Origin of the sequence: Dyella sp. SG562 (genome assembly GCF_011759495.1) — a bacterium.
Lineage (GTDB): Bacteria > Pseudomonadota > Gammaproteobacteria > Xanthomonadales > Rhodanobacteraceae > Dyella_D > Dyella_D marensis.
The window spans coordinates 209,242-233,655 of the sequence record NZ_JAAOYS010000005.1 but is presented as its reverse complement, the minus strand read 5'-3'; the positions used below and the strand labels follow the sequence as shown (position 1 = coordinate 233,655).

The following is a 24,414-nucleotide window of genomic DNA, read 5'->3' as shown; positions in this document are numbered from 1 at the left end:
GCGCTCAACAGGGGAATGCCATGAACGAAACCGTCTCCGAAGCACTGGCCTTGCCTGAAGAAGCCCCGGCCGAGCTCAGCTACACGCGCCGCATCGAGGATCTGCCCGCGCCGAAGGGCCAACCGGTGGTCGGCAATGCGCTGCAGCTGAGCGGCCGCCAGATGCACCAGAAGTTCAGCGCCTGGGTGCGCGAGTACGGACCGATGTTCCGCCTGCAGGTGTTCGGGCACACCATCGTGATCGTCTCCGACGCGGCCACCGCGCATGGCGTGATGCGCGAGCGTCCCGACGGCTTCCGCCGCAACGGCGGGCTGAAGACGATCATGAACGAGCTCAATATCGGCGGAGTGTTCACCGCCGAGGGCGCGGCCTGGCGCAAGCAGCGCAAGCTGGTGATGAGCGGGCTCAATGCCGAGGTGATCCGCAACTTCTTCCCGAAGATGGTGACCTTGACCGAGCGCATGCTCGAACGCTGGAAGAAGGCGGTGCTCGAAGGCCGCGCCATCGACCTGCGCCGCGATCTCAAGGCGATGGCGCTGGATACCATCGTCGGTATCGCCATGGGCCACGATATCGACGCGGTGAACCAGGACGGCGATCCGCTGCAGCGCGATATCGACAGCATGTTCCAGCGCCTGGGCCAGCGCACCACCGCGGCGTTTCCGTACTGGCGCTACTTCAGATTGCCGGTGGACCGCGCGGCGGAGCGCTCCTTCGCCGAGATCGAGACGCGGGTGCAGGAGTTCATCCGCAACACGCGCCAGCGCATGGAGCAGCAGCGCGAACTGCAGCGCAAGCCGGCCAACATGCTGGAGGCGATGATCGCCGCCAGCGAGGATCCGGCATCCGAATTCACCGACGAGGAACTGGTGGCCAATGCCATCCTCAGCGTGATCGGCGGCGAGGACACCACCGCCAACTCGATCGGCTGGATGCTGTGCCTGCTGGCGCAGAATCCGGCTGCCGCGGCCGCGCTGGCGGCGGAAGCGGACCAGGTGCTGGGCGAGGCGCCGCTGCCGCGCGAGTGGGAGCAGATGAAGGCCTTCCATTATCTGGAGGCGGCGCACAGCGAGACGCAGCGGCTGAAGGCGGTGGCGCCGTATCTGGGGCTGACCGCGAACGCCGATTGCGTGGTGGCCGACACGTTCATTCCGAAGAACACCGCGATCATCGTGGCGACGGCGGGCGAGGGGCATGACGCGGCGCAGTTCCCCGAGCCGGATCGTTTCCGGCCCGAGCGCTGGGTGGCGGGACTGCGCGAGCCCGGCGAGGAAGACCCCAGCCGCAAGCTGTTTCCGTTCGGCGGCGGTGCGCGGCTGTGCCCGGGGCGGTTCCTGGCGTTGACCGAGATCAAGGTGGTGGTGTCGATGATCATGCGCAACTTCGAGCTGGAGCCCGACCCCAAGGCGCCGCCCGCGAAGGAGCTGCTGAATTTCTTCATGGCGCCGAGTTCCGTGCCGGTGCGGCTGAAGCTGCGCGTGCCGCCGGCGGGAGGCGCGGCTTGAACGCCATCGCGCCCGCGTCCAGTGCCGCCATCGCGCGGCGCATCCTGAAGGTGTCGCTGCCCCTGATGGGCTCGATGATCGGCAACCTGATCATGATGCTGGTCGACCGCATCTGCCTGGCGCGGTACTCGGCCGATACGCTGGCGGCGTCCGGCCCCGCGGTGTACACGGCAATGGCGATCGTCGGCTTCTTCGTCGCCGTGGTGGGCTTCTCGCGTTCCTGCGTGGCGCAGGCCTATGGCCGCTCGGGGCACGCGGATGCGGCGTGGCAGGCGGCGATCGGCGTGGTGGTGGGCGTGGTGTTCGCGCTGCTGCTGTGGCTGATGGCGCCACTGATGGCGTGGATCCCGGCGCTGAGCGACCGGCCGGCCAACCTCACGCGGCTGGAAGCGCAGTTTCTCTACTGGTCGGCGTATTTCGGCGCGGCGATGACCTTCAACATGGCGCTGTCGTCGTACTTCAACGGCATCGGCAAGACGCGCATCACCCTGGTGGCGGGACTGATCGGCCAGGCGGTGGGCATCGTGGCGACCATCGGCCTGGTGTTCGGCCGCTTCGGCCTGCCGGAGCTGGGCATGCGCGGTTCGGCGCTGGGCACCCTGGCCGGCACCCTGGCGATCACGCTGATCTATGTGGCGTACATGCCCAAGGACGTGTGGAGCGACGTGCGGCGGCTGGTGGCTGCGCGCGGGCTGCATCGCGGCGATCTGATGCCGCGGATCAGGAAGGGTGTGGCGCTGGGCGTGACGGCGGGCATCGGCAACTTCGGCAATGCGGCGTTTATCTGGATCATCGCCGGGCTGGGCGCGATCGCGCTGGCGGCCAACAACGTCAACCTCACGGTGAGCTATATCGGCGTGATTCCGCTGCTGGGCTTAGGGATAGGCTGCAGCGTGCTGTGCGGCAATGCGCTGGGGCAGGGGGAGTTCGAGCAGGTGCCGCGCATCATGCTGGTGACGCTGGCGCTGGAGCTGGCGTACGTGGCATTTACCGCATATCTGCAGATCGTCACGCCGAACGTGCTGCTCGATCCGTTCGGGCTGGCGGACAAGCCCGACGAGATCCGCCACGCGGCGGTGGCCACCTCGAAAGTACTGTGGACGTACTCGCTGGCGTTCGCGTTCTCGATGACGGGGCAGGCGGTGCTGGAGGCGTTCGGCCTGACGCGGTTCCTGTTCGCGGTACGCTTCGTGATGATGTGGGTGTTGAGCATTCCCACGGTTTATCTGATTACCTTGGGGCATGTGGGGGATGCGGAGTATCTGCCGACGGCGTGGGTGGTGGGGTCGTCGTTCGAGGCGGGTATCGGGGTGCTGTATTTCTGGCGGATCTGGGTGGCGGTGCGGCGGCGGCAGAATGAGATCGTGTTGCGGCCGCAAGTAGAAGCTTGAGCTCGCGTCGGTTCTGCAGTCTCGAATCCTTCTCCCTCCGGCGACCCGAAGGGAGAGGGGCTTGCGTAGAGGCGATGTGCAAAGGATAGGACATGCAGGAGTTGCGGCGCCTGTCGTTGGAGCGACATCCAGGGAATCTGCCCGACGCATTCGCGTTGCCGTTTGATGTGGACGAAAGCGACGACACGCATTTCGCCCATCACGGCATCGCCTGCCCGCCATCCATCGCGCGAAGCGTGGCAAAGCGCAAGGCGGAATATCTGGCCGGACGGCGTGCTGCGATGGCGGCGCTCTCGGAAGCTGGCGCTGAGGCGGGCGACCTGGCGATCGGGCCGTCGCGCGCGCCTGCATGGCCGCAGGGTTTTATCGGGAGCATTACGCATGCGGTGGGAATCGCGGCGGCCGTGGCCACGCGCGAAAACGCGGTACGCGGCGTCGGGATCGATATCGAGCACGTGGTGGCGCCAGGCGCGTTCGATGCCATCGTGCAATCGGTGGTCGATGCGGCGGAGCGCAAGGTGCTGGCCGCACTTGCGCGGCGGTTCGGCGAACCGATGGCGCTGACCATCGCGTTTTCCGCCAAGGAAAGTTTCTACAAGGCGACCGCGGCGGAAGTCGGCCGGGTCTTCGAGTTCAGTGCGCTGAAGATCGTCGATTCGAATGAAGTCGCGATCGAGGCGGAAATCGCCGAGAGCTTGGCGCCGGCGTTGCTGGCCGGCATGCGCTTCCGCCTGGGCTACTCGCTGCTCGACGAAAGCACCGCCATCACCAGCTGCGCATGGAACCGCTGACCGCTCAATGCATCCAATGCATCAGCGGCAGCACCCACAGCGACAGCGAACCCAGCGCACCGCCGATCGCGGTAGCGGCGATCACGTCGCTCGGATAATGCAGGCCCAGGATCACCCGCGAGGCGCCGACCAGCGCTGTGAAGGTGAGCAGCAGCGGGGCCAGCAGGGGATACCAGGCCAGCGCCACGATGGTGAAGCTCACCGCCTGCAGGGTATGGCCGGAGGGAAAGCTGAATTCGTCCAGCGGTGGCACGTGCGCGATCACGCCGGGGCAGGCGCGGAACGGGCGCGGGCGGCGGGTCCAGCGCTTGAGCAGGCGGTACAGCAGCAGGGCGGTCAGGCCGGTGATGGCCATCTGTGCGGCGGCGGCCAGGCCGCGGCGGCCGTCGAACAGGGCCAGGGCCAGCATCAGCGAATACCAGAACACCCCGTCGCCCAGGCGGCTGACGAGGCCGAAGAACACGCCGACGGCGCGGCGCGCGCCCCAGTGGTTGGCGGCGACGCAGATGCGCCGGTCGATGGCAAAACGTGGTCCGGCGGAAAGCTCAGGCGTGTGCAGCGGCGGCAGAGTGTTCATCGCGATGCTCCTTGGCCAGTTCACGCAACAGGGATTCGAATTCGCGGATCACCGCATCCGGCGAGAGGTTGGCGATGCTGGCCTGCGCCGCGCGGCCCATGTGGCGGATCAGGCTGGCGTTGGCGGTGAGCGTGCAGGCAGCGTCGATAAAGGCGCGCTCGTTGCCGGCCTCGATGCGGAAGCCGTTGATGCCGGAGGACAGATGCTCGCGCGCGGCGCCTTCCTCGTAGGCCACCACCGGCAGGCCGGCGGCGAGCGCTTCGAGGATCACGTTGCCGAAGGTTTCGCTGAGGCTGGGGAAGGGGAATACGTCGGCGCTGGCGTAGTGGCGCGACAATGCTTCGCCGCGTTGCACGCCGGCGAAGATGAAGTCGGGATTGGCCGCCTGCAGCGCCGCGCGCGAGGGGCCGTCGCCCACCCACACGTAGCGGGCCTTGGGTACGTCGCGCTGGATCGCGCGGAAGGTGCGCACGGCCAGGTCCAGGTTCTTTTCCGCGGCGATGCGTCCGACGTAGAGCACCACCGGCGTATTGCCGTCGACGCCCCAGGAGGCGCGCAGTTCGAGATCGCGGTGGCTGGGATGGAACAGCTGGGTGTCCACGGCGCGGCGCAGCAGGCGCACCGTGTCGACGCCCAGGTCCGCCAGTTCGCGCGCCAGCGCGTCGGTCGGCACCAGGGTGGCGGCGGCGCGGCAGTGGAAGCGGCGCAGGTAGCCGCGCACGACCGGGGTAAGGAAGCCCACGCCGTAGTGGTTGGCGTAGGTATCGAAACGGGTGTGGAAGCCGGTGGCCGCGGGAATGCCCAGCGCCTTGGCCGCGCGCACCGCCGACCAGCCCAGCGGGCCCTCGGTGGCGACGTAGATGGCGTCGGGGCGCAGCCGCGTCCAGCGTTCGCGCAGGTTGCGGCCGGCCGGCAGGCCGAAGCGCAGGCCCGGATAGCGCGGCAGTGCGGCGCCGCGCATTTCGACGGGGAAGATGCCCGGCTCGTCGTGGAACGGTTCGGCCTGGCGCGGCCGGGTCAGCTCGACGGTGTGGCCGCGAGCGGCGAGGCCGGCGGCGAGGCTGTGCACGGTAAGTGCGACCCCGTTGATTTCCGGCGGATACGTCTCAGTGACAATGCCGATGCGCATGGCGATACCTGTGCTGGCCCGGCATAGATTCGTCCTGGGGCGTTGCGGGGGCGTGGCGCGTTCATGACGCCCGCGTTACGACTGCTCCCAGTTGAGAGTTCTTAGGGCGCTTTCCGCATGACGATGCGCTTACACTGGCCGTCCCCCTTCATGCCAAGGAGATCCCACGATGAAGCGCATCCTGTTCGCTCTGGCCCTGGCCTCGACGGCCGCCGCCGCGATCGCCGCCGACGCTCCCGGCCTGCCGGTGACCAAGTCCCCCGCCGGCGCCGAGGTCTACATCATCAGCCCGAAGGACGGCGCCACCGTGGGCCAGGAATTCACCGTCACGTTCGGCCTCAAGGGCATGGGCGTGGCCCCGGCCGGGGTGAAGAAGGACGGCACCGGCCATCACCACCTGCTGGTCGACGTGAAGGACCTGCCGGCCGCCGGCCAGGTGATTCCGAAGGACGAGAACCACCTGCACTTCGGCAACGGCCAGACCGAGGCCACGGTGAAGCTCAAGCCCGGCACGCACACGCTGCAGCTGGAGCTGGCGGACGAGAACCACATTCCGTTCGATCCGGCGGTGGTCTCGAAGAAGATCACCGTGCATGTGAAGTAAGGCAACGGCTGACACCTCCGGCGTAGGTTGGGGTGAGCCGAAGGCGAACCCCAACATTCGTGCGATGCGTGTGCTGCAACGTTGGGGTTCGCCTTCGGCTCACCCCAACCTACGCCACAGGTTCGGAGTCAGCGCCCGAAAAACATCGCCACGCCGAGCCCGGCCTCCCAGCTCGGCGCATGCCCGCCCAGGCGGTGGCGCACCCAGCTGTCGAACTGCAGATTGGCCAGCGGCTGCCAGGCCAGGCCGGTGCCGGCTTCGCTGCCGAAGCCCTGGGTGCCGTCGTGCTGGGCCATGGCTTCGAGATACGCGCCGAACTGCGGATTGAACTGGTAGCCGATGCTCGGCGCGAACTGGACGCTGTCCTTGCCGCCGCTGCGCTGCCATTGCGCGTAATAGCCGAAGGCCACTTTGCCGCCGGTCTGCTGGGTGGCGTCGAAGCCCAAGGTGTAGGCGGGATGGTCGTTGCGGAAGGCGCGCGCGCCGTCGGTGAATTCCGCGGTGCCGAGCAGGCCCCACGACCACACGTCGCCGACCACCGGCACCCACTTCAGCCCGAGGGTGGTATCGCCGCGGCCGTGCACGGTGGGCTGCCCGGTCTGGCGCAGGCGGTTGTACGGCGTGCCGCCGAGCTGCAGTTCGGTACCGCCGCCCAGGCCCAGGCGCAGCAGGCTGTCGTACATGGACAGGTCGCTGCGGGCGCCGGCGTCGCGCTGGCGGCTCCAGTCGGGCAGGCCTTGTTCGTAGGCGAACTGGCCGGCGTGCAGCGGATTGGTGGCGAAGCCCCAGCCGGGGCGGTCGAAGCCGGGGGCGTCGTCAGCCAGCGCCGCGGCGGCGCCGCTGGCCAGAAGGGCCGCCAGCAGGGCGCGGTGCCACCGGCCGAATCGGCTAAAATCCATCGTTTCGCTCCATACCCCAAGAAGATCCAATGACCGTCCGCACCCGCTTCGCCCCCAGTCCCACCGGCTTCCTGCATATCGGCGGCGCCCGCACCGCGCTGTATTGCTGGCTGGAAGCGCGCCGCCGCGGCGGCCAGTTCGTGCTGCGCATCGAGGATACCGACCGCGAACGCTCCACGCAGGAGGCGGTGCAGGCCATCCTTGACGGCATGAGCTGGCTGGGCCTGGTCCACGACGAAGGCCCGGTCTACCAGACCCATCGCCTGGAGCGCTACAAGCAGGTGGCCGACGAGCTGCTCAAGGCCGGCAAGGCGTACTACGCTTACGAGAGCAAGGAAGAGATCGAGGCGATGCGCGAGGCCGCCATGGCCCGCGGCGAGAAGCCGCGCTACAACGGCTATTACCGCGACCGCAACGAGCCGCTGCGCGACGATCCCAACCGGGTGATCCGCTTCAAGAACCCGCTGGAAGGCTCGGTGGTGTTCGACGACAAGGTGAAGGGCCGCGTGGAGTGGGCCAATGCCGAGCTGGACGACCTGGTGATCTTCCGCTCCGACGGCTGGCCGACCTACAACTTCGCCGTGGTGGTGGACGACATCGACATGGGCATCACCGAGGTGATCCGCGGCGACGACCACGTCAACAACACGCCGCGCCAGATCAACATCTACAAGGCGCTGGACAAGCCGGTGCCGGAGTTCGCGCACTTGCCGATGATCCTCGGCCCCGACGGCCAGAAGCTGAGCAAGCGCCACGGCGCGGTGAGCGTCATGCAGTACCGCGACGACGGCTTCCTGCCGCACGCGCTGCTCAACTACCTGGTGCGCCTGGGCTGGTCGCATGGCGACCAGGAGATCTTCTCCGCGCAGGAGATGGTCGCGCTGTTCGATATCGGCGACGTCAACAAGGCCGCTTCGCGCTTCGACGTCACCAAGCTTTCCTGGCTCAACCAGCATTACCTGAAGACCGACGAGCCGCAGGCGATCGCGCCGGAATTCGAACACCAGCTGCAGCTGGCCGGCATCGACTACAGCAAGGGCCCGGCGCCGGCCGACGTGATCGTGGCGCTGCGCGACCGCGTGCAGACGCTGAAGGAAATGGCCGAGCGCGCGAAGATCTGGTACGGCCCGATCGTCGAATGGGACGACAAGGCGGTGGCCAAGCACCTGCGCAACGACAGCGCCATGGCGGTGCTGGAGCAGGCCAGGGCGCTGTTCGCCGCCTGCGAATGGACGCCGGAGGCGATCCACCAGGCGGTGGAGCAGATCGCCGCGAAACTGGAGCTGGGCATGGGCAAGATCGCCCAGCCGCTGCGCGTGGCGATGACCGGCACCCAGGTGTCGCCGTCGATCGATCACACGGTGTTCCTGGCCGGCCGCGAGGAAGCGCTCAAGCGCATCGACGACGCCATCGCGCGGGCGCGCGGCTAAGGCGCGCGCGCCGCCGTGGACGAGCTGCTCGCCAGGGCCACCCGGGGCGTGGACATGGATGCGCCGGACGCGAGCTGGCACATCTTCTGGAACCTCATGGCGATGGTGCCGTGGGCGGCGCTGTTCTGGTGGTCGCTGGTGTTCGTGGCGGTCGGCGCGTTGCTGGGCTGGTGGCGCGGGCGTACCTGGGAAGGCGTGGTGTGGGCGGCGGTGCTGGGGCCGCTGGGCTGGGTGGCGATCCTGCTGCGGCCCAGGCGGCCGTTGCCGCCGCCGCTGCCGCGCCGGCGGCCCTGAACGGGCTCTTGCCGGGCTCTTACCCGGGCCGGTGTATCATCGCGCCCCGAGGTGAACCCATGAGCCATTCCGCTACCGACAAGCCGCACGATCACCACCATCACGACGATGCCAAGGGCTTCGTGCGCGCGGTGGAAAACGCGAGCGAGGAACGCGGGCTGCGCCTGACCCCGCTGCGCAAGGAAGTGCTGGAGCTGGTGGCCGCCGCCGGCAAGCCGGTGAAGGCCTACGACCTGCTCGACCACCTGCGCGAGCGCCATGGCAATGCAGCGCCGCCCACGGTGTACCGCGCGCTCGATTTCCTGCTCGAGCACGGCTTCATCCACAAGCTGGAATCGATCAACGCGTTCGTGTCCTGCCACCATCCGGCAGAGGCGCACCAGGTGCCGTTCCTGATCTGCGACGTGTGTTCCAGCGCGCAGGAAGTGTGCGACGAGCGCGTGGCCGAACTGATCGAGGCGCAGGCCAAGGCGTTCGGCTTCCGTCCGCAGGCGCAGACGCTGGAAGTGCACGGCATCTGCAAGAACTGCCGCAAGGGCTGAGGCCCGCTTTCTGTCTCGGATAAAAGGCGGGGCGCGATGTATTGCACATCGCGCCCCTTGGTTTCGGCCGCGCCATCGAGGGGGGAGAGGGGCTGGCGCGGCCGAGAACGCGGTGGTGCTCAGAAGAACGCGCGCAGACCCATCGACACGCTGCGTCCCGGCAGCAGGACCTGGTCCTTGAACAGCGACGTGGCCAGGCGGCCCTTGCGGTTGGTGAGATTGCTGCCGTCGAGGAAGGCTTCCCACTGGCTGCGCTCGCCGTTGTGGAAGGTCCACGCGGCATGTGCATTCACCAGGGTGTAGCCGGCGGTGCGCGTTTCGAAGGCGGCGGTGCGGTTCTGCGCGAAGTAGCGCACGGCGCCGACGCTGGCGCGCAGGTCGTCGCGGCTCCAGCTCAGCTGGCCGCCGAGACGCCCGGCGGGGATGCGCGGCAGATTGCCGCCGCCGTGTTCCAGGTCCGCGCGCACGGTGTCGCCGTAGGCGCGGAAATCCCAGGCGCCGCTGGCGTTGCGGGCCAGATGGAAGGTGGCTTCGGCTTCGGCGCCGCGGAACTTCGCGTCGCGCTGCGACCAGGTGCGCACCGGCATGCCGTCTTCGACTTCGCCGGTGTCGGCCAGGTAAATGAAGTCGTGGTAGCGGTTGCTGTAGACGGCGACTTTGCCTTCGACGAAATCGCCGTGATAGTGCAGCGCGAGCTCGGCCTGGTTGGCGGTTTCCTTCTTCAGGTTGGCGTCGCCGATTTCGTAGCTGTTGGAGGCGGCATGCGGGCCGTGCGCGAACAGTTCCTCCTCGGCCGGCGCGCGCTGGGCGCGATCGAGGTTGAGGCTGAGGTGCCACCGTTCGGTGAACCGCCACGACGCGCCGGCGGAGAAGCTGGACGGAGAGAACTTGCGGCGCGGCTGGTCGTCCGGCGTGACGGTGTGGCGGTCGGTGCGCGCGCCCAGTTCCAGCTTCAGCGGACCGAACTGGCGCTGCTCGGTGAGGAACAAACCCCAGGCTTTGGTCGAGGTGGGCGGCACGAAGGTCTCCTCGCCGACGGCGGAGAAGTCGCGATGGATGTACTGCAGGCCGAAGGCGCCTTCCCAGCCGGCCAGCGGGTCGTGGGTGAACAGCAGGCGGCCTTCGTTGGCCTTGGTCTTGAACGTGGTACCGGCGGCCTCGCCTTCGTATTCCACGTGCTGGTAGTCGTTGTGGCCGAAGCTGACTTCCGCCTTGGCGATGCCGGGCAGCGGCTGGTTGAAGCCGCCCTTCATGTCGTAGCGGGTCTGTTCCAGCTTGATGTGCACGGGCGGCTCGCCTTCTTCCGCGTTGCCCGGCTCGGCGGGGCTGCCGTACTTGTCCAGGTAGCGCGATACGGAGAGGCCGAAGTAGCCCCAGTCGCCCAGCAGCGAGGCGCCGGCCGCGCCGGAGGTGGTCTTCACCTGGCTGTTGGCCTGGGTGCCGCCGGGGATGTCGTAGTTGCCATCGTCGCGGCGCATGCCGTCCACGTGCAGGGCGAACTGCTGGTTGCCGGCGTCGGCGCGGAACACGCCGGTCTTGCCTTGGGTGCCGGTGTCGTAGCGGCCTTCGGCGCGGCCGCTGAAGCCGTTCTGCGGCGCGGCCATCGGAATGCGGCCGTCGACCACGTTGACCACGCCGCCGATGGCGCCGGAGCCGTAGAGCAGGGTGGACGGGCCTTTCAGCACTTCGATCTGGTCGGCCAGGAAGGGCTCGACCGAGGTGGCGTGGTCCTGGCTGATATTGGACACGTCCTGCGAGCCCAGGCCGTTCTCCAGCACCGCCACGCGCGGGCCGTCCATGCCGCGGATCACCGGCCGGCCCACCGCCTTGCCCAGGCCGGTGGTCTGCACGCCGGGGATGGCGGAGACTGTCTCGCCCAGCGTGCCGGCCTTCACTTCGTCCAGCGCCGAGCCGGCCAGCACGGCCACGGGGGCCACGATCTGGTCGGCCTGCTGGCCCAGGGGCACGGCGTTGACGGTGATCGCATCGAGATCCTTGGCCTTGGGCTTGTGGTTGTCCTTGTCCGCCGCGATATCCGTGGTTTCGTCGGCCGCCTGCAGCGGCGGGGCGATGGCGGCCAGGCTGGCGGCGAGGGCGATGGCGATCATGGTCTTGCGCATGCTGGGTTGTTCCTGGGGAGTGGATTCCATGAGTGTTATAAAGTAACATCACTTCCCGTCGCCCAGGCAAGAAGTCACGTTTGGCGCATTTTTTTACGAGTCGACCGATGGACCAGGAGAGCAAAACCCGCTGGTGGCGCATCGCCGATCGCATCGGTGCGACGGCGTCGTTCCTGTGCGCGATCCACTGCGCCGCGCTGCCGTTCGTGCTGGCGCTGCTGCCGCTGCTCGGCCTGGGCTTCCTCGCCGATCACCGTTTCGAGCGCGCCTTCGTGCTGTTCGCCTGCGTGCTGGCGCTGGTCAGCCTGCTCAGCGGCTATCGCCGCCACCATCGCGTGCTGCCCTTGCGCCTGGCATTGCCGGGACTCGCCTTGCTGGTGCTCGGCGTCACCGTGGCGGAGGGTTATTCGATCGGCGTGCACAGCGTGCTGGTCACCTGCGGCGGCCTGCTGGTGGCGGCCGCGCATTTCATCAACCTGCGCGCGGACCGCGAGCAGGGGCACGTGCACAGCGTGGATTGCGCGCACTGATGCGGCCTCGTGATTGTGTAACGGCGAGCGCGCTTCCTAGCATTCGCGCATGAGTCATACGCACGGCCATTCCCACGATCATGCCGATCACGCGCACGAGCACGGCGCGCACGGCCACGATCATGCGCACGAAGGCGCCGGCTTGAACGGCCGCGAGCGCAAGCTCGCCTTCGCCTTCGTGCTCACCGCCTTGATGATGATCGCCGAGGCGGTCGGCGGACTGTGGTCAGGCTCGCTGGCCCTGCTGGCCGACGCCGGCCATATGCTGGTGGATGCGCTCGCGCTGCTGCTGGCGGTGCTCGGCGCGTGGATGGCGCGCCGCCCCGCGGATGCGCGGCGCAGCTACGGCTACGGCCGCGTGGAAGTGCTGGCGGGTTTCCTCAATGCGCTGACGCAGTTCGCGCTGGTGGCCTTTATCGCTTACGAGGCGATCGAGCGCCTGTTCACGCCGACGCCGATTCTTTCCGGCGTGATGTTCATCGTGGCGCTGGTGGGCCTGGTGGTGAACCTGGTGGTGCTGCGCACCCTGCATGGCCATGACCATGACGACGTGAACGTGGCCGGCGCGGCGCTGCACGTGCTGGGCGACTTGCTCGGTTCGGTGGCCGCGGTGCTCGCCGCCTTGGCGGTGCGCTGGATGGACTGGCTGTGGGCCGACCCGGTGCTGTCGCTGCTGGTGTCGCTGCTGATCCTCAACAGCGCCTGGCGCCTGCTGCGCCGCTCCGCGCACATCCTGCTGGAAGGCGTGCCGGAAGGGCTGGATACGGGCGAGATCGAAATCGCTTTGCGCGAATCGGATGTCTCCATCAGCAATGTGCACCATCTGCACGTGTGGCAGCTCGCTTCGGGTTCGCGCATGGCCACCGTGCATGCGCAACTGCATGACGAGGGCAACGGCGCCACCGCGATCGCGGCGATCAACCGCGTGCTCGGCGAGCGCTTCGGCATACGGCATGTGACGGTGCAGATCGACCCCGGCCCGTGCCCGGATCACACCCGCGGCTGCGCCGGCCAGCGCCGCGATTGAACCTGCTTGGCCGCGCTGCGGGCGCCTATTGCGCTTTGGGCGGCCACTGCTAGGATGATCGGCCGTTCAACTTACGTCTAACCAAGGAGTTCCCCATGGGCAAGGGCGATCGCAAGACCCGTCGCGGCAAGACCTACCGTGGCAGCTACGGCAACACCCGCGTGCACGGCGCGCAGCCTGCCGTGGTGGGCGCCAAGGAGACCGTGACCAAGCCGGCCGCCGCCAAGAAGGCCGCGCCGAAGAAGAAGTCGGCCTGAAGCGCCGGCCTGTCTCGGGCAGAGACGGGTTCCGCTCGAAAAGCCCCGCTACGGCGGGGCTTTTTCTTTGGGGCGACGGCGCCACACGCGTGCTCATTGCCATTGGGCCGCGATGCGGCGGTGGCGTTCGTTTTCCTGCCAGTCGGCGTGCTCGCGGGCGGAGGCGAGCTGGTTCCGCCAGGCCGTGGCGGCCTGCCGCCACGCCGGAGACAAGGCGCGCAAGCGCATGCCCGCCAGCCACGCCTTTGCGCACAGGCGGCAGGCGCGCGCGAATTCGCCATGGCGGATGAAGGTCTGGGCCATGCCTTCGATCGCTTCGGCGGGCGGCAGCGGCTGGCGCTCCAGCTTGCGCGCCAGGTCGAGCGCGACATGGCCTTGCGGCGACATTTCCGGCAAGGCTTCGTAAGCGAGCTGGATGGCGAGGCGGCAGCGCAGGCTGGCCTGTTGCCAGCGCGGCTCGCAGCCGGCGATGAAGGCGTGGGCGAGCGCGTGGGAAAAGATCTGCTTCGCCGATTCCACGGGGGCGGCGCGGCCGTGTTCCAGCGAGGCTTCGGCTACCGCCATGGCGACGCGCGCGCTGGAGGTGCGCGTAAACAGCGCATCCAGCAGGTGCTGTGCGTCGGCCAGCATCTGCAGGCGCACTTCGCCGCGCTCGCGGCCGGCGAGGCGCAGCAGCACCCGCGCCAGCAGGTACTCTCCGGCGTCGGCCATGCCCGGCACGGCGCACAGGCGCCGGGCTGCCAGCATGGCTTCGGTCAGCTTGCTCCGCGCGACGTCGCCCAGCTGCTGCTCGGCCGTGTAGAGCAGCGTTTCGATCCAGGCCTTGAGCACCGCGCCGGAACCTTGCTCGACCGCCGCTGCGTGGCGCAGGTCCATGTCGTGCAGCGCGAAGCGTCTCGATGCGCCGCTCAGCCGCCTGGCCAGCGCCAGATCCAGCTCGATGCGCCGCGCCTGCCACTCGGGTCTCGCGTCCTCCTGCGCCTGCTCTTCGCCATGCAGGGCATGCGCCTGCGCAACGCGATGCAGCGCATGCACCTGCGGCATGCCGGCCCGGTCCAGCTGCAGGGTGAGCACCTGGACGAGCAGCCAGCGCGCTTGATCGTCGCCCGCATCGCAGGCGTCGAGCAGCGCTGCTTGCCAGGCATCGAGCAGGGCCGCCGGCAGCAGGGCCGGATCGGCGGATTCGATGATGGCAAAGTCCGCGGCGCTTTCGATCGCGACGGAAACGTCCGGTGCGATGGCCCTTGCCATCGCTTGGAGGTGGGAGATAAGCGGAAGAATGCGACCGTCGGTCGTCGCGGAAGGATCCGGCGGCAACGCCGCCGTCGCCTCGCGGCTCGTCGATACGCGCACGCACCAGCCTTCACGGCAAGGATCGAGCAGGGGCGCCCATGCCGCCGAGCCCGTGCCATCCACGCCCGGAAGCGCCGGCACGGAACCGACATACCGCATGTTCGAAAACTGACTGAAATCCACCATCGCGCCTCCCGCATGCGCCCGCACGTTCCGTGTGGGACCGCAGACCAAGGCTAGCGGGAGACGCGATCAGAGTGGTCTGAAAATCAATGGCGTCTCAGGCTTTCCGTCCGCCGCGATACACCGCACGCACCAGTTCGCCGCCGATCCAGTAGCACAGCTCCGCCGGCCGCTTCGCTTCCCACACGGCGAGATCCGCGCGCTTGCCCACCGCCAGCGTGCCGCGATCGTCCAGGCCCAGCGCGCGCGCCGCATGCACCGTGACGCCGCGCAAGGCTTCTTCCGGCGTCAGGCGGAACAGCGTGCAGGCCATCCCCGCAGCCATGCGCAGCGACAGCAGCGGCGAGGTGCCGGGATTGCAGTCCGTCGCCACCGCCATCGCCACGCCATGCTCGCGCAGTGCTGTGATCGGCGGCAGTTTCGTTTCGCGCAGCGCATAGAACGCACCCGGCAGCAGCACCGCCACCGTGCCCTTCGCCGCCATCGCGCGCGCGCCGTCGTCGCTCAGGTATTCCAGATGATCGGCGGAAAGCCCGCCGTATTCGGCTACCAGCGCCGCGCCTTCCAGATTGGACAGCTGCTCGGCATGCAGCTTCACCGGCAGGCCCAGCGCGCGAGCGCGTTCGAACACGCGGCGCGTCTCCTCGCGGGTGAAACCGATGCCTTCGCAGAACGCATCCACCGCATCGACCAGCCCTTCCTCCGCCAGCGCGGGCAGCATCCGTTCGCACACCAGCGCGACGTAGGCGTCGCGGTCCTGCTGGTATTCCGGCGGCAGCGCGTGCAGGCCGAGGAAGGTGGTGCGCACGGTGATGCCAAGCGCTTCGCCGAGCCGGCGCGCCACGCGCAGCATGCACCGCTCGCTTTCGAGTTCCAGCCCGTAGCCGGATTTGATCTCGATGGTGGTGACGCCATCGGCAAGCAGCGCACGCGCACGCGGCAGCGCCTGCGCGAACAAGCTGTCTTCATCGGCCTCGCGCGTCGCCTTCACTGTCGAAGCGATGCCGCCGCCGGCGCGCGCAATCTCCTCGTAGTTGGCGCCGTTGAGGCGCAGATCGAACTCGTGCGAGCGGTCGCCGCCGAACACCAGGTGCGTGTGGCAGTCGATCAGGCCAGGCGTGACCAGCGCGCCATCGAGCTCTTCGACGTGCGCTGCACGCTGCAGCGCATCGGCCGGCAACTGCGCACGCGGGCCGATCCAGGCGATGCGTCCGCCGGCCACGGCGATAGCGCCGTCCTCGATCAATCCATAGGGCTGCGCGCCTTCGAACGTGGCGAGCGCGGCGCCGGTCAGCAACAGGTCCCAGGTTTGCGTGTTCATGGCGTCTCGCGTGGATCGGGTGGCGTGGGCGTGGCGGGGTCTTCCACCAGCGCCGCGTCGTTGTCGCCGGCAGCGGCGGGCGGCGTGTCGCGCCGCGCCAGCTCCTGCTCATAGCCTTCGATCAACCGGTCGGCCAGCGCGCGGTACACCGGCTTGCGGCACAGCAGCGAGGAGGCTGCGCGCGCCAGCAGGCAGGTGGCCATGATCGGCAGCGCCATCTGCTGGTTGGCGGTCAGTTCCATCGAGATCACGGTGGCGGTGAGCGGCGCCTGCGTCACGCCGGACAGATACGCGGCCATCGCCAGCAGCACCACTGCCGGCACGTCCGCGCCGGGCAGCAGCGCGGCGATGTTCTGGCCGAGTCCGGCGCCCACCGCCAGCGCGGGCGAAAAGATGCCGCCGGGAATGCCGGCCCAGTACGAAGCGATATTGCCCAGGAATTTCAGCGCGCCGAATGCGCTGACGGTGTCCTGGTGCCCTTCCAGGATGGCGCGGGCCTGCGCATAGCCGGTGCCGTAGAGCCCGGTCTGCGTGAGCTGGCTGAGCAGCACCAGGGCGAGGCCGCAGGCCGCGGCGAACAGCACCGGATGGCGTGTGCGCAGGCGGCCCATCGCGCCGCGCAGGCCTTGGTCGTGCGGCAGGATCAGGCGCGCGAACAGCCCGCCGGCCAGGCCGCAGCCGATGCCGGTGGCAAGCACCGCCCACCACGCGCGGCCCAGCGGCAGCCCGATGTCGAGGCGGCCGAAATACGCGTAGTTGCCGAGGATGCCCAGCGACACCACGCCCGCGATGATCACCGCGGTCAGCAGGATGCCGCTCATGCGGTGCTCGAACGCGCCGCTCATTTCCTCGATGGCGAACACCACGCCGGCCAGCGGCGTGTTGAAGGCGGCGGCCAGGCCCGCGGCGGAGCCGGCCAGGATGAAGCGGCCCGCCGCGGCCGCGTCGGCAAAACCGAAGCGCCGGCCCAGCGAATACAGCAGTCCCGCGCCGACGTGCACCGTGGGGCCTTCGCGTCCCACCGAGGCGCCGCCGAGCAAGGCGGCCAGGGTGAGCGCCATCTTGCCCAGCGCCACGCGCAGCGACAGCAGGCTGCCGCGGAAGCCGTCGTCTTCCACTTTGAGTGCCGCAATGGCTTGCGGAATGCCCGAGCCGCGCGTGGGCTTGAGCGCGCCGGAGGTCAGCCAGGCCAGCACGGCGAACATCGCCGGCGTGACCAGGAAAGCCCACCAGCGGCTGTGTTCGAGCATGCGATGGAACAGGCCGAACGCGTAGTCCGCCGCCTGCGCGAAGCCGACCGCGGCCAGGCCGACGATGACCGCGCCGCTCCAGAACAGCACCCGCCGGCGCCACTGCACCGGCGAGAACAGATCCGAGTCGGCCAGCCGCCGCAGCCGGCTGGCCGGTGTTCCGGTGTCCGGTTCGCTCATGATTTGCCGTCGCGCTTGGTGGTCCAGCGCGTTTCGTACAAGTCGAAGCGGCGGTCCTTGAGGTTCTGCACGGCGCCGGCATTGCGCGCGCGGGCCAGGCTTTCCAGGCGCAGGTCGGCGAACAGCACGGTTTCGATGTTGGGCGTGGAGTCGGCGGCGATGCCGTCGCGCGCGAACGGGAAATCGCTGGGCGTGAGGATGCAGCTCTGGCCGTACTGGATGTCGAAGTTGTTCACGCCCGGCAGGTTGCCGACGTTGCCGGACAGCACCACGTAGCACTGGTTCTCGATCGCCCGCGCCTGCGAGCAGTAGCGCACGCGCAGGTAGCCTTCGCGCACGTCGGTGCAGAACGGCACGAACAGGATCAGCGCGCCCTGGTCGGTGAGGTGGCGCGCGACTTCCGGGAACTCGGAGTCGTAGCAGATCATCACGCCGATCGGGCCGCAGTCGGTCTGGATGGTGGCCGCGCTGTCGCCGCCGGTGATGTTCCACACCGTGCGTTCGCTGGGCGTGGGGTGCAGTTTTTCCTGCTCGTGGATCGAGCCGTCGCGCAGGCATACGTAGCAGACGTTGTGGATGTCGCCGTTCGGCTGCTCGGTGGGATGCGAGCCGGCGATGATGTTGATGTTGTAGTGCACCGCCAGCCGGCTGAAGAGTTCCTTCACCTGCGGCGTGTACTGGCTGAGCTTGCGGATCGACTCCACCGGCGACAGCTCGGCGTTCTCGATCGACAGCAGCTGCAGGGTGATCAGCTCGGGGAAGGTGACGAAATCCGCGCTGTAGTCCGCTGCGATATCGGTGAAGTATTCCACCTGGGTGGCGAATTCCTCGAACGACTTGATGCGCCGCTGCTGGTACTGCACCGACGCCACGCGCACCGAGTCGGGCAGGCGCTGCGGCGAGGGGATCGATGGCACGTCCGGCTGGTTCAGCAGCTGCGGGTTGCGCCAGACCAGATGCGCCGCGTAGCCCAGCGATTCGTAATCCGACGGCACGTAGCCGCGCAGCACGCCGATCACCTGGAAATCGTTGGACAGCTGGAAGCTGAGCGTGGGGTCGCGCCGCTTGCCTTCCACCACCGCCTGCACATAGGCCTCGGCGCTGCCGTAGCGCTGGATGGCGCGGGCCAGGCCCGGCACGCGGCCGCCGAACACGATGCCGCGCAGCTTCAGGTCGGTGCACAGCCGCTTGCGCGCCTGGTACAGGCGCTGGCCGATGCGCATGCCGCGGTAATCCGGATGCACCACCACCTCCATGCCGTACAGCCAGTTGCCGTCCGGCTTGTGGCGCGAACCCATGCCGCCGCCGGTGATCTGCATCCAGGTATGCGGCGCCAGCGCGCTGGCCTCGTCGATGCGGAAGGTGGCGCAATAACCGACGATGTGCCCTTCGTACTCGACCACGAACTGCCCTTCGGGAAAGTGCGTCTGCTGCGAACGCAGCATCTCGGCCGAATGCCCCCACTCGGGCGTGTAGACGCGGCCGGTGAGCGCGACCAGGGCGGGGACGTCGGCCGGCTGCGCCTGGCGCACCAGCAGCTTGGGAGTGTGTTCATTCTTCTTGGCCATGCCGCGCATTATGCCGTAGCCATCCGTGCAGGGCCGGTTACACTCCGCGCAACGCAGCCGGAGCCTTGTCGATGAGCGATGCCACCCGTACTTACAGCGCCGACCAGCTGTGGCTGGCCGATGGCTGGAGCGCCGACGGCGCCTTCGCGGTGGACGCCACCGGCCATGTCGCGCCGCCCCTCGGCGAGCATGGCGGGGGCGAGGCCGAGCGGCTCGGCGCCTGGGTGCTGCCGGGCATGCCCAACCTGCATTCGCACGCGTTCCAGCGCGCCATGGCCGGCCTGGCCGAGCGCAAGGGACGCAGCGACGACAGCTTCTGGACCTGGCGCGAGACCATGTATGCCTTCGCCGCCGCGATCGGTCCGGAGGAACTGAAGGCGATCGCCGCGCAGCTGTACGTGGAAATGCTCAAGGCCGGCTATACGCAGGTCTGCGAATTCCACTATCTGCACCACCAGCCCGGCGGCACGCCGTATGCGCAACCGGAGGCGATGTCGCTGGCGCTGATCGAAGCGGCGCGCGAAACCGGCATCGCGCTGACCCTGCTGCCGGTGCTGTACATGACCGGCGGTTTCGACGGGCGTCCGCTCGGCCCGCGCCAGCGTCGCTTCGGCCATGACCTTTCTTCCTACGTGAAGATGCTCGAAGCCCTGCGCCGCCACGAAGGCGACGGCCTGCGCATCGGCATCGCGCTGCATTCGCTGCGCGCGGTGCCGGAAGAAGCGATGCGCGGCCTGCTGGCTACGAACATCGCGCAGGACCTGCCCATCCATATCCATATCGCCGAGCAGATCGGCGAAGTGCAGGACTGCCTTGCCACGCGCGGCGCGCGCCCGGTGGAATGGCTGCTCGACCATGCACCGGTGGACGCGCGCTGGACCCTGGTGCATGCCACCCACCTGACCGGCCACGAAACCTCGCGGCTCGCGCGCAGCGGCGCGGTGGCGGGGCTGTGCCCGACCACGGAAGCGAATCTCGGCGACGGCCTGTTTCCGCTGGGCGATTATCTCGACGCCAAAGGCGTGCTCGGCGTCGGTTCGGATTCGCACATCTCGATCTCGCCGGTGGAAGAACTGCGTTGGCTGGAATACGGCCAGCGCCTGTCCACGCGCCACCGCAACATCGCGGCGCGGCACGAGGGCGACAGCGTTGGCGAGACCTTGTGGCGCGCCGCGCTGCACGGCGGCGCACGCGCGGCCGGGCTGCCGGTGGGCGGCTTGAACACCGCCGCGCGCGCCGACCTGCTGGTGCTGGACGAGGCCTCGCCGCTGCTCGCGGCGCGCGACACGCGCTCGCTGCTGGACAGCTTCCTGTTCGCCGGCAACACGCCGCTGGTGCGCCACGTGATGTGCGGCGGCCGCTGGGTGGTGCGTGATTTCCATCATCAGGACGAAGCCGGCATCGCCGCACGCTACCGTGCGGTGGTGGAGCGCCTGGCGCGCGGCTGAGCTGCAACGCCCGGCCGCGCGGGGCGGCCGCTATATCGACGGAGAGCTTTCCATGCAGTCCTCATCCAACGAACTGGGCAAGCTGGTGCTGCGCGTGGTGCTGGGCGCGCTGATTTTGTTCCATGGCGTGTCCAAGCTGATCCATGGACCGGGCTTCGTCGTGCAGGTGCTGGCGCAGCAGGGCTTGCCGTCGTTTCTCGCCTACGGCGTGTACGTGGGCGAAGTGGTGGCGCCGCTGCTGCTGATCCTGGGCCTGTGGACGCGCATCGGCGCGCTGATCGTCGCGGTCAACATGGTGGTGGCCTTGCTGCTGGTGCACACCAGCCAGTTCCTGTCGCTGGCCGACACCGGCGGCTGGGCGCTGGAGCTGCAGGGCATGTACCTGGGCGGCGCCATCGCGGTGATGCTGCTGGGTGCGGGGCGCATTGCGCTGGGCAAGCCGTACAGTCGCTGGACCTGAGACTAGGGTGAGGGTGTGGGCGGGTTGGGGCGTTACGCTTTGCCCGCACCCTCATCCGGCTGCCGCCACCTTCTCCCAGGGGGAGAAGGAAACAATTTTGAAGCGTTGTCTTTCTCTGAACGCCGTCCCTCCGCGGCCTGAACGCACGGCATCGTGCGCCGCGCCGCTTCGTCATCGGCGTTTCACAGCCGCCGTTTTCCTGCCCACCTCTCCCACTCGGAGCACGTCATGGGCCGGACCAGGATCTTCTTCTGCACTGCCTTGCTTGCCGCCACCGCGGCGCTCAGCGGCTGCATCGTCGTTCCCGCACGGGGACGCGTATGGGTGCCCGGCTACTGGTCCGGCCCGCACGTATGGGTCGAAGGGCATTACCGCTATCGCTGAGCCATGCGCTCGCGCAGGAAGTCGATGAATGCGCGCAGCTTCGGCGGCACCTGGAAGCGGCTGGGGTAGTAGAGATAGAAACCGTCGTAGGGCGGCAGCCAGGTGTCCAGCACGCTTTCCAGGCGGCCGGCGGTGAGATGCTCGCGCACCGCCGGCTCCAGCGTATGGGTCAGGCCCAGTCCGTCCAGCGCGGCGCGGATCGCCAGCGAAGGATGGTTGACGATCAGCGGCCCGCCCACGTCGAGATCGAACCAGCGTCCGCGCTGGGCGAACTCCCAGCGATAGATCGCGCCGCTGGTCACGTAGCGGTTGCGGATGCAGGCATGGTTCTGCAGATCGCGCGGATGCTGCGGCCGTCCGTGCTTGTCCAGGTATCCCGGCGCGGCCGCTACGATCGAACGCACTTTGCCGCCCAGCGGCACCGCTACCATGTCGCGCGCCAGGCGTTCGCCCAGGCGGATGCCGCAGTCGTAGCCTTCGGCGACGAGATCCACCAGGCCGCCGGTAACGCCGACATCCAGCGTGAGCTCCGGCCAGCGCCGCAGGAAGTCCGCCTGCAGCGGCGCCACCAGCCAGTCCAGCACGATCTCCGGCACGGTCACGCGCAAGGTGCCGGCGGGGCGGTCGCCGTGCTGGCGCAGTTCGTCCAGCGCGCCGTCGATCGCGGCGAGCGCCGGCGTGATGCGCTCCAGGAACTGCCGGCCCGCTTCGGTCAGGCCGACCTTGCGCGTGGTCCGCTGCAGCAGGCGCACGCCGACGCGCTGCTCCAGCTGGCGCATGGTCTGGCTCAGCGCCGAAGCGGTGACCTCCATGTCGGCCGCGGCGCGGGTGAAGCTGCCGTAGCGGGCGATCAGGTGGAAGGCGCGCAGGGCGGGGGAGTGGTCGTCGCGCATTGATTAGATTCTCTAAATAACGCTTCAAAAGAATCCGTATTTTTCTACGCAATGGCAAGGGCCAGACTGCCTCCATCACCACCGGAGGACTCCGCCCATGCCGCTCGATCGCTACTACACCCTCGGCCGTTCCGGCCTGCGCGTCAGCCGCCTCTCGCTCGGCACCATGACCTTCGGCGAGGACTGGGGCTGGGGTTCGGACGCCGCCGAGTCGCGCCGCATCTTCGACCTCTACGTGGAGCGCGGCGGCAATTTCATCGACACCGCCAACTTCTATACCGGCGGCAGCTCGGAACGCCTGCTCGGCCAGTTCATCGGCGAGCGCCGCGATTCGCTGGTGGTGGCCACCAAGTATTCGCTCAACATGCGGCCGGACGATCCGAACGGCGGCGGCAACCACCGCAAGAACATGCTGCGTTCGGTGGAAGCGAGCCTGCGCCGCCTCGATACCGACTACATCGACCTGCTTTACCTGCACGCCTGGGACGACCTCACCCCGGTGGACGAAGTGATGCGCGGCTTCGACGACCTGGTGCGCTCCGGCAAGGTGCTGTACGCCGGCATCTCCGACGCGCCGGCCTGGCAGGTCGCGCGCATGCAGACCATGGCCGACCTGCGCGGCTGGGCGCCGCTGGTGGCGCTGCAGGTGCAGTACAACCTGGCCGAGCGCACGGTGGAGCGCGAGCTGCTGCCGATGGCGAAGGAACTGGGCCTGGGCGTGCTGGCCTGGTCGCCGCTGGCCAGCGGCGTGCTCACCGGCAAGTACAGCCGCGCGGACCTGGCGCACGTCGGCCAGGTGGTCGGCAGCGACGTCACCGGCACGCGCAAGGATGTCGCCGCGGCGATCGGCGCACTGACGCCGCGCGCCCTGGATATCGCCGAGGTGGTCAAGCAGATCGCGCAGGAACTGGAACGCACGCCATCGCAGGTGGCGCTGGCGTGGACGCTGCTGCATCCCGCCGTCACCGGCCCGATCGTCGGCGCGCGCACGCTCAAGCAGCTGGAGGACAACCTCGGCGCGCTGGAGATCGCCTTCAGCGACGAACAGCGCCGCCGCCTGGACCAGGCCAGCGCCATCGAACTCGGTTTCCCGCACGACTTCATGCAGCTCGAACAGACCCGCCAGGTGCTGTTCGGCAACGCCAAGGTCGGCCGTCTCCCCTGATTTTCCCTTCCACGATCTCCCCACCCACGCTTTCAAGGAACAGAACGATGTCACTCGACCGGTACTACACCCTGGGCCGCTCCGGCCTGCGCGTCAGCCGCCTCTCGCTCGGCACCATGACCTTCGGCGAGGACTGGGGCTGGGGCGCCGCGGAAGACACCGCGCGCGCCATGTTCGACCGCTATCTCGACGCCGGCGGCAACTTCATCGACACCGCCGACATGTACACCGAAGGCAGCAGCGAAAGCCTGCTCGGCAAGTTCGTGGAGCAGGCCGGCGTGCGCGACCGCGTGGTGATCTCCACCAAGTTCAGCTACAGCGCGCAGCCCGGCAATCCGAATGCCGGCGGCAACGGGCGCAAGAACATCCTGCGCGCGGTGGAAGGCTCGCTGCGCCGCCTGCGCACCGATTACATCGACCTCTATCTGCTGCACACCTGGGACCGCATCACGCCGGCCGAGGAAGTGGTGCGCACACTCGACGACCTGGTCCGCGCCGGCAAGATCCGCTACGCCGGGCTGTCGGACACGCCGGCGTGGTATGCGTCGCGTGCGCAGACCTATGCCGAAGCGCATGCACTGACGCCGCTGGTGAACATGCAGCTGGAGTACTCGCTGGTGGAGCGGCATATCGAGCACGAGTTCGTGCCGCTTGCCACCGGGCTGGGCATGGGCATCACGGCGTGGAGTCCGCTCGGCATGGGCCTGCTGTCGGGCAAGTACCGGCCGAGCCAGGCCGGCGGCGAGGGCGATGGGCGTCTGGCCAAAGTCACCGCGGCGCCGGGCTTCGAGCGCTTCACCGAGCGCAACTGGCGCATCGTCGCCGCGCTGGAGGAAGTGGCGCGCGAAAGCGGCCGCAGCATGGCGCAGGTGGCCTTGAACTGGGCGGCGAACCGGGCGGGCATCGCGGCGCTGATCGTCGGCGCGACCAGGCTGGCGCAGCTCGAAGACAACCTCGGCGCACTCGACTTCACGCTGCCGGATGCTTTGCGTGCACGGCTGGACGAAGCCAGCGCACCGGATGCGCCATTCCCGTACTACATGTTCGCCGACCGCCAGCAGACCCGCATCCACGGCGGCGTCGCGGTGGGCGACAAGCCGGCCGGCTACGCGCCGCCGGTGTGGGTGGATGCGGTGGAAGCGCGCGACGTGCGCGCCAGCCGCTGAGGAGACG

General features: G+C 68.6%; 24 protein-coding genes. 15 read left to right on the top strand and 9 right to left on the bottom strand.

The window, feature by feature from the left end:
* Positions 1-20 precede the first annotated feature (20 nt).
* The 3 genes from FHW84_RS12030 to FHW84_RS12020 all read left to right on the top strand — a co-directional run bounded on the left by FHW84_RS12030 (position 21) and on the right by FHW84_RS12020 (position 3,687).
* Positions 21-1,505 carry a cytochrome P450 gene (locus tag FHW84_RS12030; protein WP_167255760.1) on the top strand — a complete coding sequence of 495 codons (1,485 nt, stop codon included), beginning with the start codon at positions 21-23 and terminating at the stop codon, positions 1,503-1,505.
* Complete coding sequence (locus tag FHW84_RS12025; RefSeq protein ID WP_208399755.1) at positions 1,502-2,896, top strand: MATE family efflux transporter; 1,395 nt, start codon at positions 1,502-1,504, stop codon at positions 2,894-2,896. The genes FHW84_RS12030 and FHW84_RS12025 overlap by 4 nt, the downstream gene beginning before the upstream one ends.
* A 92-nt stretch (positions 2,897-2,988) precedes the next feature.
* Complete coding sequence (locus FHW84_RS12020) at positions 2,989-3,687, top strand: 4'-phosphopantetheinyl transferase superfamily protein (protein ID WP_167255758.1); 699 nt, start codon at positions 2,989-2,991, stop codon at positions 3,685-3,687.
* 4 nt (positions 3,688-3,691) lie between these two features.
* Here FHW84_RS12020 and FHW84_RS12015 read toward each other — a convergent pair whose 3' ends face one another.
* Both FHW84_RS12015 and FHW84_RS12010 read right to left on the bottom strand, forming a co-directional pair.
* Entirely contained in the window at positions 3,692-4,264 is a 573-nt protein-coding gene (locus tag FHW84_RS12015; protein ID WP_167255756.1) for a phosphatase PAP2 family protein, read from the bottom strand.
* Positions 4,233-5,393: a glycosyltransferase family 1 protein gene (locus tag FHW84_RS12010; protein ID WP_167255754.1), complete on the bottom strand. Its 1,161-nt coding sequence runs from the start codon at positions 5,391-5,393 to the stop codon at positions 4,233-4,235. The genes FHW84_RS12015 and FHW84_RS12010 overlap by 32 nt, the downstream gene beginning before the upstream one ends.
* A gap of 169 nt (positions 5,394-5,562) precedes the next feature.
* On the opposite strand from FHW84_RS12010, the gene FHW84_RS12005 reads away from it, so the two are divergent.
* Positions 5,563-5,997, top strand: coding sequence for a DUF4399 domain-containing protein (locus tag FHW84_RS12005; RefSeq protein WP_167255752.1), 435 nt, complete (start codon positions 5,563-5,565; stop codon positions 5,995-5,997).
* A gap of 128 nt (positions 5,998-6,125) precedes the next feature.
* Here FHW84_RS12005 and FHW84_RS12000 read toward each other — a convergent pair whose 3' ends face one another.
* The gene (locus tag FHW84_RS12000; RefSeq protein ID WP_167255750.1) at positions 6,126-6,896 is read right to left on the bottom strand and encodes a transporter; all 771 of its coding nucleotides are present in this window, start codon (positions 6,894-6,896) and stop codon (positions 6,126-6,128) included.
* 29 nt (positions 6,897-6,925) lie between these two features.
* On the opposite strand from FHW84_RS12000, the gene gltX reads away from it, so the two are divergent.
* From gltX to FHW84_RS11985, 3 genes are read left to right on the top strand one after another with little or no spacing between them, the layout of a single operon-like run.
* Positions 6,926-8,326, top strand: a complete 1,401-nt coding sequence (gene gltX / locus FHW84_RS11995) for a glutamate--tRNA ligase (RefSeq protein ID WP_167255748.1) — start codon at positions 6,926-6,928, stop codon at positions 8,324-8,326.
* 15 nt (positions 8,327-8,341) lie between these two features.
* On the top strand, positions 8,342-8,620 hold the full coding sequence (locus FHW84_RS11990; RefSeq protein ID WP_167255746.1) for a hypothetical protein: 279 nt from the start codon (positions 8,342-8,344) through the stop codon (positions 8,618-8,620).
* A 59-nt stretch (positions 8,621-8,679) separates the two neighbouring features.
* Positions 8,680-9,162, top strand: a complete 483-nt coding sequence (locus tag FHW84_RS11985) for a transcriptional repressor (RefSeq protein ID WP_167255744.1) — start codon at positions 8,680-8,682, stop codon at positions 9,160-9,162.
* A gap of 119 nt (positions 9,163-9,281) precedes the next feature.
* Here FHW84_RS11985 and FHW84_RS11980 read toward each other — a convergent pair whose 3' ends face one another.
* Positions 9,282-11,282, bottom strand: coding sequence for a TonB-dependent receptor (locus FHW84_RS11980; protein ID WP_167255742.1), 2,001 nt, complete (start codon positions 11,280-11,282; stop codon positions 9,282-9,284).
* A 107-nt stretch (positions 11,283-11,389) separates the two neighbouring features.
* On the opposite strand from FHW84_RS11980, the gene FHW84_RS11975 reads away from it, so the two are divergent.
* From FHW84_RS11975 to FHW84_RS11965, 3 genes are all read left to right on the top strand, one after another.
* Entirely contained in the window at positions 11,390-11,812 is a 423-nt protein-coding gene (locus FHW84_RS11975; RefSeq protein WP_167255740.1) for a MerC domain-containing protein, read from the top strand.
* Between the two features lie 49 nt (positions 11,813-11,861).
* Complete coding sequence (locus FHW84_RS11970; protein WP_167255738.1) at positions 11,862-12,839, top strand: cation diffusion facilitator family transporter; 978 nt, start codon at positions 11,862-11,864, stop codon at positions 12,837-12,839.
* 95 nt (positions 12,840-12,934) lie between these two features.
* Positions 12,935-13,096: a 30S ribosomal protein THX gene (locus FHW84_RS11965; RefSeq protein ID WP_090450405.1), complete on the top strand. Its 162-nt coding sequence runs from the start codon at positions 12,935-12,937 to the stop codon at positions 13,094-13,096.
* A gap of 93 nt (positions 13,097-13,189) precedes the next feature.
* On the opposite strand, the gene FHW84_RS11960 is transcribed toward FHW84_RS11965, so the two are convergent.
* The 4 genes from FHW84_RS11960 to FHW84_RS11945 form a co-directional block, all read right to left on the bottom strand.
* Positions 13,190-14,347 (bottom strand): hypothetical protein, encoded by a 1,158-nt coding sequence (locus tag FHW84_RS11960; protein ID WP_167255737.1) that lies wholly within the window; start codon positions 14,345-14,347, stop codon positions 13,190-13,192.
* A gap of 322 nt (positions 14,348-14,669) precedes the next feature.
* Positions 14,670-15,893, bottom strand: coding sequence for an imidazolonepropionase (gene hutI / locus FHW84_RS11955; protein ID WP_167255735.1), 1,224 nt, complete (start codon positions 15,891-15,893; stop codon positions 14,670-14,672).
* Entirely contained in the window at positions 15,890-17,323 is a 1,434-nt protein-coding gene (locus FHW84_RS11950; protein WP_167255733.1) for a chloride channel protein, read from the bottom strand. Before FHW84_RS11950 ends, hutI begins: the two co-directional genes overlap by 4 nt.
* Positions 17,320-18,891: a carbon-nitrogen hydrolase family protein gene (locus FHW84_RS11945; RefSeq protein ID WP_167255731.1), complete on the bottom strand. Its 1,572-nt coding sequence runs from the start codon at positions 18,889-18,891 to the stop codon at positions 17,320-17,322. Before FHW84_RS11945 ends, FHW84_RS11950 begins: the two co-directional genes overlap by 4 nt.
* Positions 18,892-18,962: 71 nt before the next feature.
* Here FHW84_RS11945 and FHW84_RS11940 point away from each other — a divergent pair, with 71 nt between their 5' ends.
* The 3 genes from FHW84_RS11940 (at position 18,963) to FHW84_RS11930 (ending at position 21,183) form a co-directional block, all read left to right on the top strand.
* Positions 18,963-20,339, top strand: a complete 1,377-nt coding sequence (locus tag FHW84_RS11940) for a formimidoylglutamate deiminase (protein ID WP_167255729.1) — start codon at positions 18,963-18,965, stop codon at positions 20,337-20,339.
* A gap of 52 nt (positions 20,340-20,391) precedes the next feature.
* Positions 20,392-20,799 carry a DoxX family protein gene (locus FHW84_RS11935; RefSeq protein ID WP_167255727.1) on the top strand — a complete coding sequence of 136 codons (408 nt, stop codon included), beginning with the start codon at positions 20,392-20,394 and terminating at the stop codon, positions 20,797-20,799.
* Between the two features lie 228 nt (positions 20,800-21,027).
* Positions 21,028-21,183 (top strand): hypothetical protein, encoded by a 156-nt coding sequence (locus FHW84_RS11930; protein ID WP_167255725.1) that lies wholly within the window; start codon positions 21,028-21,030, stop codon positions 21,181-21,183.
* On the opposite strand, the gene FHW84_RS11925 is transcribed toward FHW84_RS11930, so the two are convergent.
* Complete coding sequence (locus FHW84_RS11925) at positions 21,174-22,076, bottom strand: LysR family transcriptional regulator (protein WP_167255723.1); 903 nt, start codon at positions 22,074-22,076, stop codon at positions 21,174-21,176. The genes FHW84_RS11930 and FHW84_RS11925 overlap by 10 nt on opposite strands.
* A 97-nt stretch (positions 22,077-22,173) precedes the next feature.
* Between FHW84_RS11925 and FHW84_RS11920 the strand changes: the two genes are divergently transcribed.
* A complete protein-coding gene (locus tag FHW84_RS11920; RefSeq protein WP_167255721.1) occupies positions 22,174-23,241 on the top strand; it encodes an aldo/keto reductase in 1,068 nt (355 codons plus the stop codon).
* A gap of 47 nt (positions 23,242-23,288) precedes the next feature.
* Positions 23,289-24,407 carry an aldo/keto reductase gene (locus tag FHW84_RS11915; RefSeq protein ID WP_167255720.1) on the top strand — a complete coding sequence of 373 codons (1,119 nt, stop codon included), beginning with the start codon at positions 23,289-23,291 and terminating at the stop codon, positions 24,405-24,407.
* Positions 24,408-24,414 lie beyond the last annotated feature (7 nt).